At 68.5% G+C, this 12038-nt stretch carries 8 protein-coding genes; 4 read left to right on the top strand and 4 right to left on the bottom strand.

Annotated features, from left to right (window positions below; translation table 11 throughout):
- Position 1 precedes the first annotated feature (1 nt).
- The 3 genes from DT074_RS04815 to DT074_RS04805 all read right to left on the bottom strand — a co-directional run bounded on the left by DT074_RS04815 (position 2) and on the right by DT074_RS04805 (position 2881).
- Complete coding sequence (locus DT074_RS04815; protein WP_119418686.1) at positions 2–1324, bottom strand: TRAP transporter large permease; 1323 nt, start codon at positions 1322–1324, stop codon at positions 2–4.
- Positions 1321–1827, bottom strand: coding sequence for a TRAP transporter small permease (locus DT074_RS04810; RefSeq protein ID WP_119418685.1), 507 nt, complete (start codon positions 1825–1827; stop codon positions 1321–1323). The genes DT074_RS04815 and DT074_RS04810 overlap by 4 nt, the downstream gene beginning before the upstream one ends.
- A gap of 61 nt (positions 1828–1888) precedes the next feature.
- Positions 1889–2881, bottom strand: a complete 993-nt coding sequence (locus DT074_RS04805) for a TRAP transporter substrate-binding protein (protein ID WP_119418684.1) — start codon at positions 2879–2881, stop codon at positions 1889–1891.
- A 220-nt stretch (positions 2882–3101) separates the two neighbouring features.
- Between DT074_RS04805 and DT074_RS04800 the strand changes: the two genes are divergently transcribed.
- From DT074_RS04800 to trpS, 4 genes are all read left to right on the top strand, one after another.
- Positions 3102–5924 carry a [protein-PII] uridylyltransferase gene (locus tag DT074_RS04800; RefSeq protein WP_119418683.1) on the top strand — a complete coding sequence of 941 codons (2823 nt, stop codon included), beginning with the start codon at positions 3102–3104 and terminating at the stop codon, positions 5922–5924.
- Between the two features lie 163 nt (positions 5925–6087).
- Positions 6088–8412 (top strand): response regulator, encoded by a 2325-nt coding sequence (locus DT074_RS04795; protein WP_162914627.1) that lies wholly within the window; start codon positions 6088–6090, stop codon positions 8410–8412.
- A 49-nt stretch (positions 8413–8461) separates the two neighbouring features.
- The gene (murJ, locus tag DT074_RS04790) at positions 8462–10021 is read left to right on the top strand and encodes a murein biosynthesis integral membrane protein MurJ (RefSeq protein WP_119418681.1); all 1560 of its coding nucleotides are present in this window, start codon (positions 8462–8464) and stop codon (positions 10019–10021) included.
- Positions 10022–10083: 62 nt separating this feature from the next.
- A complete protein-coding gene (gene trpS, locus DT074_RS04785; RefSeq protein ID WP_119418680.1) occupies positions 10084–11085 on the top strand; it encodes a tryptophan--tRNA ligase in 1002 nt (333 codons plus the stop codon).
- Here trpS and DT074_RS04780 read toward each other — a convergent pair.
- Positions 11082–12017: an alpha/beta fold hydrolase gene (locus DT074_RS04780; RefSeq protein WP_119418679.1), complete on the bottom strand. Its 936-nt coding sequence runs from the start codon at positions 12015–12017 to the stop codon at positions 11082–11084. The two genes, trpS and DT074_RS04780, sit on opposite strands and share 4 nt — an antisense overlap.
- Positions 12018–12038 lie beyond the last annotated feature (21 nt).

Below are 12038 nucleotides of genomic sequence, written 5' to 3'. Positions count from 1 at the left end.
TTCACCGTAGGAACTGTGGCGAGATCAAACTGGGCAGGAACAGCACCACATCCGGCCACAGGATGACAAGCGCCAGCACGCCGAGCATCGGCAGCAGCATGATGCAGGTATCCTTCAGCGCATCCGCCATGCGGATTCCGGCCACTGCGCAGGAGATCAGCAGGCAGAGACCGTAGGGCGGCGTCACTAGGCCGAAGGCCAGCGAAACGATACCGACCATGGCGAAGTGGATCGGGTCCATTCCCGCCGCCTGGGCGAGCGGCTGCAGGATCGTGCCGACGATGATGATGGCCGGAATGGCATCGAGGAAGCAGCCCACCACCAGGAAGACCAGGGCGATGAAGAAGCCGGTCGAGATCCGGCCCATGCCCCAGCTCAGCACGTCCTCCAGCAGAACCTTGGGGATCTGGTAATAGGCCAGCAGCCAACCGAAGGCCGAGGCCGTGCCGACGCAGAACAGAGCGACCGCCGCGAGCTTGCCGGTATCGAGCAGCGCCGCATAGAGCCCCTTCAGGTCCATCTCGCGATAGACCAGCAGCGACAAGGTGCCCGCATAGAGCACGGCGATGCAGGCGGATTCCGTCGCCGTGAACCAGCCGAAGATCTTGCCGCCGATGATGATGACCGGGGTCATCATCGCCGGCACGGAGATCACCATGGCCTTCAGCGCCTCCAGCGCCGTGGCCCGCGGATAGGTCGGATAACCGCGCGCCTTGGCATAGGCGTGCACGGTCATCATCTGCACCAGGCCGATCAGCAGGCCCGGCACGATGCCGGCCAGGAACAGGCCGCCGATCGAGACGGTCAGCACGCCGCCCCAGACGATCATCAGGATCGACGGCGGCACGATCACCGCCAGCACGGCCGATACGGCGGTGATCGCCACCGAGAAGCTGTCGTCGTAGCCTTCCCTGCGCTGCGCCTCGATGAAGATCTTCGACTGGCTCGCCGCATCCGCGGTGGAGGAGCCCGAGATGCCGGCGAAGAAGATCGACAGCACGACGTTGATCTGGGCGAGCCCGCCCGGGAAATGCCCGACCAGGGCGCGCGAGAGCCGCACCAGCCGGTTGGTGATGCCGCCCACGTTCATCAGGTTGGCGGTCAGCAGGAAGAACGGCACCGCCAGCAGGATGAAGGAATTGTAGGCGTTGAAGGTCTCGCCGACGATGTTCATCGGCGAGAGGTGCGGCTCGATCAGCATGATCGGCAGGCAGGCGAGGCCGAGCGCCACCGCCACCGGCACGCGCAGCGCGAGCAGGCCGAAGAAGATGCCGAACAGGATCAGGCTGGCGGTGCCGGCCGACAGGATGTTGGCGCCGCTCATCGCACCGCCCCCGTGACGACGCGCAGGTCGTCCCACATCCGCTCACCCATGAACACGATCCAGGTGAAGCCGGTGATCGGCCAGGCGACGTGGATCATCCAGAGCGGCAGCTCCGCCAGTTCCGATATGCGGTTCAGGGCAAACTCGGTGAACTCGATGCCCCACCACAGGAAGACGAAGGCGAAGGCCAGCACGAAGATGCCGGCAACGAGATCGAGCGTCGCGGCCAGCCGCGGCGTCAGCCGCGGCCAGACATCGACGACGAAATGCGCGCCCTCGCGGATGCCGACATTGGCGCCGATCATGATCATCCAGATGAAGAGAAGACGCGCCATCTCCTCGGTCCAGATGTAATGCGGGATGAGGTGGGTGAAGCGCGAGAAGATCTGCAAGGTCACCGGAATCACCAGCACGGCGACGCTCAGCACCAGCAGCCAGGACAGCAGACGGGCATACCACTCGGTCAGCCGGCGGAGCGGACCGCGCGCGATAGATGACGGCATCACGATTTCCCGAAACGACGCGGCGCCGGCGGGCGGCAGGGCCCGCCGGCACCGGAGACGATCACTTGATGGCGTTGATCTTGGCCAGGATCTGGTCGGCGCCGATCTCCTTGGCGTAGGACGCCATCACCGGATCGACCAGCTTCTTCAACTGGTCGCGATCGGCAAACGGAATGCGCTTCAGCTTGCCGGCTTTCTCCAGCGTGTCGAGCTTGGCCGCGTCCTCGCCCGATTCGATCTGCCGGCCATAGGCGCCCGCCTCGACACCCGCCTTAACGATCGCCGCCTGCAGGTCGGCCGGCAGCTTCTTGAACGTCTTGCCGGAGAAGCAGAGCGGCCGGATGGTGATGGCGTGCTCGGTCATCGCGAGGTTGGGGCCCACCTCGTAGAACTTCATCTGCTCGACGCCGGCCGCCTCGTTCTCGCCGGCCTCGATCACGCCGTTCTGGATCGCGTTGTAGACCTCGTTATAGGCGATGACGGTCGGCGACATGCCGGTTGCCGCGAAGGTCTTCGACCAGATCGGCGCGCCCTGCACGCGCACCTTCAGGCCCTTCAGCTCCGCCATGTTGCGCACCGGCTTGTTGGCGAAGACATTGCGCACGCCGCCGCCCGCATAGCCGATCAGCATGACATCGGCTTTCTGCGCGATCTCGTCGGCGATCGGCTTCAGCACGTCCTGGTCCAGCACCTTGTTCCAATGCGCGAGGTCGCGGAACAGGAACGGCGCGTCGATGAACGGCGCCGCCTTGGAGAAGGTCGACATATGCGCCGGCGAGACGATCGCGTAGTCCACCGCCCGGCCCTGCGCCATGTACTCGAAATACTGCTTCTCCAGGCCGAGCGCGCTGTTCTTGTGCAGCACGAAGTTGACCGGCTTGCCGTAGTACTTCTTCACCAGCTCCTCGAACTTCACCATCGACTTGGTGAAGGCGTGGTCGTCGTTGAACTGGGACGCGCCGTTCAACGTGATGGTCTGGGCAGACGCGGCCGTAGACGCGAATGCCAGCGCGATGCCGCCGGCCATGCCGGCGATGAAGCCTCTCCGTTTCATGTCCCCTCCCTGAGGATCTGCGACGCCAGCGCCCCGAAGGCTTCCGGGACCATGGTGGCAACGACTATAAGCGAATTATCGATAATGGCGTAGACTGGAATGAAGGCCCAGCCCGGCGCCACCGTCCCGGCGCGGCGGCGCCGGATCAAAGCGTTCAGAATCCGATTGTAACCTGGATGCCGCCCACCAATATTCACCGCGCCGCCTGCCCCCGGAGCCGATGATCGAGATCCGCAATCCCCGCGACCTCATCCGCCGCCGCGATCTGACCGCGGGGCTGGAAAAGCTTGCGGACGAGCTGCCGGTCGAGCAGCCGGCCTTCCGCAACGCGGCGCTCGGCCTGCTGAAGGAGGCGCTGGCCGCCGGGCGGGCCGAGATCCGGCTCCGCTTCGACGGCGCGCGCGTCGCCGATGCCGGCCTCGTCTGCGCCCGCGAGTACAGCTTCCTGATCGACCAGCTGATCCGGGTGATCCACGACCTCGCGACCGAGCGGGTGTTCCGCCTCGCCAACCGCACGGCCGGCGAGCGGCTCTCGGTCGTCGCGGTCGGCGGCTATGGCCGCGGCGAGCTGGCGCCGCAATCCGACATCGATCTGCTGTTCCTGTTTCCCTACAAGCAGACCGCCTGGGGCGAGCAGGTGGTGGAGCTCATGCTCTACCTGCTTTGGGATATGGGGCTCAAGGTCGGGCACTCGACGCGCTCGCTCGACGATTGCATCCGCCTCGCCAAGCAGGACCTGACCATCCGCACCGCGCTGCTCGAATCACGCTACATCTGGGGCGACGAAGAGCTGCCGCGTAAGCTGCGCCTGCGCTTCCTCAAGGAGGTCGTTGCCGGTACCGGGCCCGACTTCATCGAGGCCAAGCTCACCGAGCGTGACCAGCGGCACCAGCGGATGGGCGATTCCCGCTACGTCGTCGAGCCCAATATCAAGGACGGCAAAGGCGGCCTGCGCGACCTGCACACGCTGTTCTGGATCGCCAAGTATCTCTACCAGAACAATTCGATCGCCGACCTGGTCGACGAGGGCGTCTTCACCGTCGAGGAGAACCGCCGCTTCCAGTCCGCCCAGGCCTTCCTGTGGACGGTGCGCTGCCACCTGCATTACCTGGCCGGCCGGCCGGAGGAGCGGCTCACCTTCGACGTGCAGCGCGAGCTCGCGACGCGCATGCGCTACACCGATCACGCCGGAACGCGCGGCGTCGAGCGGTTCATGAAGCACTACTTCCTGATCGCCAAGGATGTCGGCGATCTGACGCGCATCTTCTGCGCGGCACTGGAGCAGCAGCACAAGCGCAAGGCCAAGTTCGGCCTCGCCCGCTTCGGCCTGCGCAAGCGCGAGGTCGAGGGCTTCGTGCTCGACGGCACCAGGCTCGACGTCAAGGACGACAAGGTCTTCGCCGAGAAGCCGATCGAGATGCTGCGCCTGTTCCACGTGGCGCAGGCACGCAACCTCGACATCCACCCGAACGCGCTGCGGCAGATCCGCCAGCACCTCAGGCTGATCAATGCCAAGCTGCGCGCCGATCCGGAAGCCAACCGGCTGCTCCTGGAGATGCTGACGTCGGAGAAGGATCCGGAGACGACGCTCCGCCGCCTCAACGAGGCCGGCGTGTTCGGCCGCTTCATCCCGGATTTCGGCCGCGTCGTCGCGCAGATGCAGCACGACATGTACCACGTGTACACGGTGGACGAGCACTCGATCCGCGCCATCGGCCTGCTGTCCCGCATCGAGAAGGGCGAGCTCGCCGACGACCACCCGCTCTCCCACAAGGTGATCCACCAGATCAAGTCGCGACGCGTGCTCTACCTCGCCGTGCTGCTGCACGACATCGCCAAGGGCCGCGGCGGCGACCACTCGGTGCTGGGCGAGGAGGTGGCGCTGAAGCTCTGCCCGCGCGTCGGTTTGAGCGAGCAGGAGACCGAGACGGTCGCCTGGCTGGTGCGCTGGCACCTCGCCATGAGCGCGACCGCCTTCAAGCGGGACATCTCCGATCCCAAGACGGTCGCCGACTTCATCGGACGGGTGCAGAGCCTGGAGCGGCTTCGCCTGTTGCTCGTGCTGACCGTCGCCGATATCCGCGCCGTCGGGCCGACCGTGTGGAACGGCTGGAAGGGCCAGCTGCTGCGCGAGCTCTATTTCCAGGCCGAGAACGCGCTTTCCGGCGGGCATGCGACCGAAGGGCGCGAGGCGCGCGTGCGCGGCGCCCAGGAGGCGCTGCGCGCCCAGCTCCCCGATTGGCCGCCGGCCGAGTCGGAGCGCTATCTCCGCCGCCATGCCGCCTCCTACTGGCTCGCCTTCGACACCGACACCCATGTCCGCCACGCCCGCATGGTGCGCCAGGCCGAGCGCGCCGGACAGTCGCTGACCGTCGAGACGCGCTCGGACCGGTTCCGCGCCGTCACCGAGGTCACCGTATTCACACCCGACCATCCGGGCCTGTTCGCGCGCATCGCCGGCGCCATGGCGATCGCCGGCGCCAACATCCTGGAAGCCAAGATCTTCACGACCGGCGACGGCATGGCGCTCGACGCCTTCTCGATCCAGGAGAGCGACGGCAGCGCCTTCGACCGGCCCGACCGCCTGGCCCGGCTCTCGGCCTCGATCGAGCGGGCGCTGGGCGGCGAGGTGAATCTGCGCGACGTGCTCGCCAAGTCGCGCGGCACCTGGCCGAAGCGGACCGACGTGTTCACCGTGGCGCCGCTGGTCCTGTTCGACAACGAGGCCTCGGCGACGCATACGGTGATCGAGGTCAACGGCCGCGACCGCCCGGGCCTGCTGCACGACCTGACCTATGCGATGTACCGTCTCTCGCTCTCGATCTCCTCGGCGCAGATCTCGACCTATGGCGAGCGGGCGGTGGACGTGTTTTACGTCAAGGACATGTTCGGCCTGAAGATCGACCAGAAGCACAAGCTGGCGGCGATCGAGCGGCGCCTGCTGCAGGCCCTGGCCGCGCCGGACGGCACCGCGGCCGATGGCAAGGCGCCGCGGCCGAAGCAGGCTCAGCGCAGCCGCGAGACGGCGACCGCCGCCGAGTAACCTGCCGTGTCGCGCCGCGGCACTTCGCGGTTAACCCTTCCTTGATGGCCGAAGGCAAGCATGCCGGCAGGGTCAACTGCCACCATCCGGACTCATGTCCCGGCAAGCGTTATCGGTTCTCGGCCGAGCTCTCGCGGCGATCGCGCTGACGCTGCCACCGGGCATGGCCTCGGCGGCCGATGCGGCTGCGCCGGCGGCGGTGCCGTTGCTGCCCGCGGCAGGCGGATTGCTGCTCGGCCTCGCTCTCGGCGCGATGGCCGGCGCGGCTTTCGCCTGGCACCGGCTGCGTCGCCGCGCCGCCATGTCTGCGGCAGCGGCCGACCACGAACTCACTGCCCTGCGCCAGGCGATCGACAGCATGCCGGACAACTTCGTCCTGTGGGACGAGCATGACCGGCTGGTGATCTGCAATCGGCAGTTCATCGACGATTACCCGAGCCTGCGGCAGCTCGGCGATCTGCGCGGACGCACTCACGCGGAACTGGTGGCCGTGGCCGCCGGGGAGGTGACGCAGCGCGAGGAGATCGCCGACCGCGACGCCTGGATCGCGGAGCGCATCGACACCCAGCGCAATCCACCCCCGCATCCGGACGACCGGATGCTGCCCGATGGCCGCTGGATCCGGGTCAGCAAGACGCGCACTCCGAGCGGCGGCCTGGTCGCCATCGGCACCGACATCACGGCAATGAAGCGGGCGGAGTTCCTGCTGCGCGACGCCATCGAAGCGATCGATGCGGGCTTCAGCCTGTTCGACCGCGACGGGCGCCTCAGGCTGCACAACGAGCGCTACATGCCGATGCTGCGCGCGCGTTGCGGATCGCTGGTCGGCCTCACGCTGGCCGAGATCCTGGATCTGCAGCGCCGCACTTTCGGCGACACGCACGGAGCGCTCAATACCCAGCGGCTGCTCGAGGCAATCGGCGACAGAGGCCGTCCCGAGGACTGGGCCCCGATCGAATGCGACGGACCGGACGGCCGCTGCTGGCGCGCCATCGCCAAGCCGGCGAGCGGCGGGCATGTCGTCTTCACCTTCACCGACATCTCCGACCTGAAGCGCAACGAGGCCGCATTGCGCCGCAACCAGGACGAGCTCGAACGCTATATCGGCGAGCTGGAAGCGGCGCGCCGGCGGCTGGAGGAGCAGGCCGTGCAGCTGTCGCGCATGGCCAAGGATTTCGCCGCGTCGCGCGACGTGGCGCAGGCGGCCAATCGCGCCAAGTCGCAATTCCTGGCGATGATGAGCCACGAGATCCGCACGCCGATGAACGGCGTCATCGGCATGCTCGAGCTGCTGCTCGCCTCCAGGCTGGACGATACGCAGCGCGACCACGCATCGATCGCCGTCGAATCCGCCCAGGGCCTGCTCGCCATCATCAACGACATCCTCGACCTGACCAAGCTCGAGGAGGGCCGGATCGAGATCGATCCGGTCGATTTCACCCTCGGTCATGTGATCGAGGCGACGGTCGGCCTGCTGCACCCCAAGGCGAGCGCCAAGGGCCTTCGGCTGCACTACACGATCGCCGCCGACGTGCCGCCGGTGCTGCGCGCCGATGCCGGCCGGATCCGCCAGATCCTCTTCAACCTCTTGGGCAATGCCGTCAAATTCACCGATTTCGGCGAGGTCGTCCTGGAGGTGACTTCGCGACCGATCCAGGACGGCCGGATCCGCCTCGCCTTCGCCGTGCGAGATACCGGCATCGGCATCGCCGCGGATGCCAGGCCGCGGCTGTTCGAACGTTTCGTCCAGGCGGATGCCAGCACGTCCCGGCGCTTCGGCGGCACCGGCCTCGGCCTCGCCATCTGCCGCGAGCTGGTCGAGCTGATGGGCGGCGCCATCACGGTGGACAGCATGCCGGGCCGCGGCAGCACCTTCGCCTTCACCATCCCGGTCGATCTGCCGGCCGCCGCGGCAAACCCGCCGGCCGGCGAAGCCGACGCGCCGAATGCCCCCGCCGGCCCCCTGCCGGATCGGCTGAACCTGCTCATCGTCGACGACCATCCGGTCAACCGGCAGATCATGGCCACCATCCTCGCCCAGTTCGGCTGCCGTGCCGACATGGCGACCGACGGCGAGGCAGCGCTGGCCGCCGCCCGCGCCACGCGCTACGACGCCATCCTGATGGACATCCAGATGCCGCGGATGGACGGTTTCGCCACCACGCGCGCGCTGCGGGCACTGGGCGGCCACGCGGCGACGATGCCGATCATCGCCCTGACCGCGCACGCGATGGACAGCCAGCGCAACGACTGCCTTGCCGCCGGCATGACCGACTTCCTGGCCAAGCCGATCGATCCGGCGGCGCTGTGGACTGCGCTGGTGCGGGCGGTCGGCATGCCGCCCGGCGCCGAGGCCGCCGGGTTGCCCGAAGCCGGCCCCGGCCCCGGCCGCGAACCGGAGCATCGCGCCGGTCCCGCCGCGGAAGCCGAGCTGCGCAGCCTGCTCGCTTCGTTCGAGCAGCTCGCCACCGGGACGGACGGCGTCTGACCTCGCGCTCGCTTTCTTCCGGAAGCGAATTCGGCCATCTTCCGCGCCGATGTCCTTGATCCGCTCCGTCGCCACCGTCGGCGGTCTCACCCTCGCCAGCCGCATCCTCGGTTTCGTCCGCGATCTGCTGACCGCGGCGACACTCGGCGCCGGCCTGGCGGCGGATGCGTTCTTCGTCGCCCTGCAGCTGCCCAACATGTTCCGCCGCCTGTTCGCCGAAGGGGCGTTCAATGCCGCCTTCGTGCCGATCTTCGCCGAGCGGCTGAGCCAGGGCGGCCGGCCGGCCGCCTTCAGCTTCGCCGAGGCGGCGCTGTCCGCCCTGCTCGCCACCCTGTTGGTGTTCACCGGCCTTTGCGAGATCTTCGCGCCGCAGCTGATCACCGTGCTGGCCCCGGGCTTCATCGGCGACCCCGAGCGCTTCGCGCTGACCACCGACCTGCTGCGGCTGACCTTTCCCTATCTCCTGTTCATCAGCCTGGTCTCGCTCCTGGCCGGCGTGCTGAACGCCTTCGACCGGTTCGCCGCCGCCGCCGCCGCGCCGATCATGTTCAACCTCTGCCTGATCGTCGCGCTGCTGATCGCGCACGGGCTTGCCGGCGATTTCGCCTATGCGCTGGCCTGGGCCGTCTCGATCGCGGGCGTGCTGCAATTCCTCTGGCTCGCCATCGCCTGCCGGCGCCTCGGCCTGCCGCTGCGGCTGCCATGGCCGCGGCTGACGCCCGAGGTAAGGCTGATGCTGCGCCGCATGCTGCCTGCCGCGATCGGCGCCGGCGCGGTGCAGATCAACCTGTTCGTCAACCTGATGCTGTCCTCGCTGCTGCCGGCCGGCGCCATCTCGTTCCTGTTCTACGCCAACCGGCTGATGGAGCTGCCGCTCGGCATCATCGGGGTGGCGCTCGGCACCGCCCTTCTGCCGCTGCTGTCGCGCGAGATCGCCGCCGGACGGGTGGCCCAGGGCATGGCGCACCAGAACCGCGGCATCGAGCTCGGCCTGCTGCTGACCCTGCCGGCCGCCGTCGCGATGGTCGCGATACCGGAGCCGATCATCCGCGTGCTGTTCGAGCGCGGCGCCTTCGGCCCGGCGGAGACCGCCGGGACCGCGCAGGCCTTGATGGCCTATGGCATGGGCGTGCCCGCCTTCATCCTGATCCGCGTGCTGGTGCCGGGCTTCCATGCCCGCGGCGACACGGTGACGCCGCTGCGGGTCGCGCTGGCCGCGGTCGCGGTCAATCTTGCCCTCAACCTCGCGCTGATCCGCCCGCTCGGCCATGTCGGCCTCGCGCTCGCGACCAGCACGGCGGCCTGGGCGCAGGCCCTGCTCTTCTCCTACCTGCTGCGCCGGCGCGAGCATTGGCGCATGGACCGGCGGCTGAAGCGCGTGCTGCCGCGGCAGATTGCCGCCGCCATCGGCATGGGCGTGCTGGTCGCGCTGGCGGCGTACTGGCTGGATGCCTGGCTGCACGGCCCGACCGTGCATCGCGTCGCGGCGCTGGTCCTCATCGTCGGCGGCGGCGCGGTCGCGTATTTCGCGCTGTGCCACCTGCTCGGCGCCGCGCGGGCGGCCGAGGTCTGGGCGCAGATCCGCCGAAGGCCGACGGCCCAGCCCTGAGTTGACCGCCCGCGGCGGAGCCGCCATAACCCCGCCCGATCTTGGGCACGAGGGCCAAAGCCTTGGCAAACCGCATCTTCTCCGGCGTGCAGCCGACCGGCCAGCTGCATCTCGGCAACTATCTCGGCGCGATCCGCAATTTCGTGGCGCTGCAGGGCGACTACGAGTGCCTGTACTGCATGGTCGACATGCACGCGATCACCATGTGGCAGGACCCGAAGGAGCTGACCCAGGCGACCCGCACCGTGGCGGCGAGCTTCCTGGCCGCCGGGCTCGACCCGAAGCGGAACATCATCTTCAACCAGAGCCGGGTGCCAGCGCATGCCGAGCTCGCCTGGATCTTCAACTGCGTCGCCCGCCTCGGCTGGCTCAACCGCATGACGCAGTTCAAGGAGAAGGCCGGCAAGCAGCGCGAGAACGCCTCCGTCGGACTCTATGCCTATCCGGTGCTGATGGCGGCCGACATCCTGGTCTACAAGGCGACGCATGTGCCGGTCGGCGAGGACCAGAAGCAGCATCTGGAGCTGACCCGCGACATCGCGCAGAAGTTCAACCACGATTTCGGCGTCGAGTTCTTCCCGATCACCGAGCCGATCATCCAGGGCGAGGCTACGCGGGTGATGAGCCTGCGCGACGGCACCAAGAAGATGTCGAAATCGGACCCATCCGATTATTCGCGCATCAACCTGACCGACGGTCCGGACCAGATCGCCGACAAGATCAGGAAGGCCCGCACCGATCCGCATCCGCTGCCCGAGACGATCGAGGAGCTGGAGAAGCGGCCCGAAGCCGACAACCTGGTCGGCATCTACGCCGCCCTGGACGACATCACCCGCCACCAGGTGCTGCACCACTTCGGCGGCAAGCTGTTCTCCGACTTCAAGGCGCAGCTGATCGACCTCGCGGTCGCCAGGCTCGGGCCGATCGGCACCGAGATGCAGCGCCTGGTCAAGGATCCCGACCATATCGACGGCGTGCTGGCGAACGGCGCGGAGCGGGCCGCCGCCATGGCGGCGCCGATCCTGCGCGAGGCCAAGCGCATCGTCGGCTTCCTCGGCGCCTAGCGCGGCGGGCTCGCGGCGATCCGGCGGATCGCCGCGGCCACCAGCTCCGGCCGGGTATAGGGGATCATGTGGCCGGCGCCCTCGACCAGGGTCAGCCGCGCCTGCGGCATCGCCGCGGCCGCGGGCCTGGCATGGATCGCCACAGAGACCACGCCGTCGCCGGTGCCGTGCAGGATCTCGACCGGCAGGTCGAGGCCGGCATAGCGCGCCTTCTGGCGCAGCAGGAACGGCTTCAGCTCCCGGACGTCCTCGGCATTGGCAAGGTAGGTGCGGCTGCGCACCGCGAGCGGCCAGGGCGAGGCCGCGAAGGCCGGCGGCGGCGTTTCCGGCGCGAAGACCGTGGCCGTCATCGCGTCGCCGAGCAGCCGGCCGGCGATCGGCGCGAGACCGTAGGTGAAGGCCGGGCCGACCACCGGCCAGGTCGGCAGGCGATAGGAGGCGTTCACCGGCGTCGGCCAATCGTTGAACGGCGCGCCCACGGTCACGATGCCGGCGACCTCCGCCGGATGGTCCAGCGCATAGGCCGTCGCCACCGTGCCGCCCCAGGAGAAGCCGACCAGGATCGGCCGCGATATCGACATGGCGGCCAGCGCCTCGCGGATCGCCGCCGCCTGCTTGTCGGGCGTCCAGGGGCCGGGTTCCGGCCGGCTGGAATAGCCGTGGCCCGGCCGGTCGATGGCGACGACGCGGAAATCGGCGAGCAGCGACGACACCGCCGCCCAATCGCCGACCGAGCCGTTGGCGCCGTGCAGCAGCACCACCGCCGGCCCGCTGCCCTGGTCCAGCACGTGCAGGCGGATGCCGTTGCGCTCGACAAAATCGCCGCGCGGCGGGTGCGCCCGCTCCACCGCCGCCTCCACGAGACGCGAGGCGACGTACAGCGACAGCGCGACGGCGGCGAGAACCGCCGCGGAAATTAGGACCGCCTTCATCAACTGATCGGCATGCTGTCT

This window comes from Desertibaculum subflavum, assembly GCA_003576705.1.
Taxonomy (GTDB): Bacteria; Pseudomonadota; Alphaproteobacteria; order Ferrovibrionales; family Ferrovibrionaceae; genus Desertibaculum; species Desertibaculum subflavum.
The sequence above is the reverse complement of the archived record's forward strand: the minus strand, read 5'-3'. Positions and strand labels throughout refer to the sequence as shown.

Coding starts and splice junctions, on each gene's coding strand:
- DT074_RS04815 (WP_119418686.1), bottom strand. CDS start 1,324: ATGAGCGGCGCCAACATCCTGTCGGCCGGCACCGCCAGCCTGATCCTG.
- DT074_RS04810 (WP_119418685.1), bottom strand. CDS start 1,827: ATGCCGTCATCTATCGCGCGCGGTCCGCTCCGCCGGCTGACCGAGTGG.
- DT074_RS04805 (WP_119418684.1), bottom strand. CDS start 2,881: ATGAAACGGAGAGGCTTCATCGCCGGCATGGCCGGCGGCATCGCGCTG.
- DT074_RS04800 (WP_119418683.1), top strand. CDS start 3,102: ATGATCGAGATCCGCAATCCCCGCGACCTCATCCGCCGCCGCGATCTG.
- DT074_RS04795 (WP_162914627.1), top strand. CDS start 6,088: ATGGCCTCGGCGGCCGATGCGGCTGCGCCGGCGGCGGTGCCGTTGCTG.
- murJ (WP_119418681.1), top strand. CDS start 8,462: ATGTCCTTGATCCGCTCCGTCGCCACCGTCGGCGGTCTCACCCTCGCC.
- DT074_RS04780 (WP_119418679.1), bottom strand. CDS start 12,017: ATGAAGGCGGTCCTAATTTCCGCGGCGGTTCTCGCCGCCGTCGCGCTG.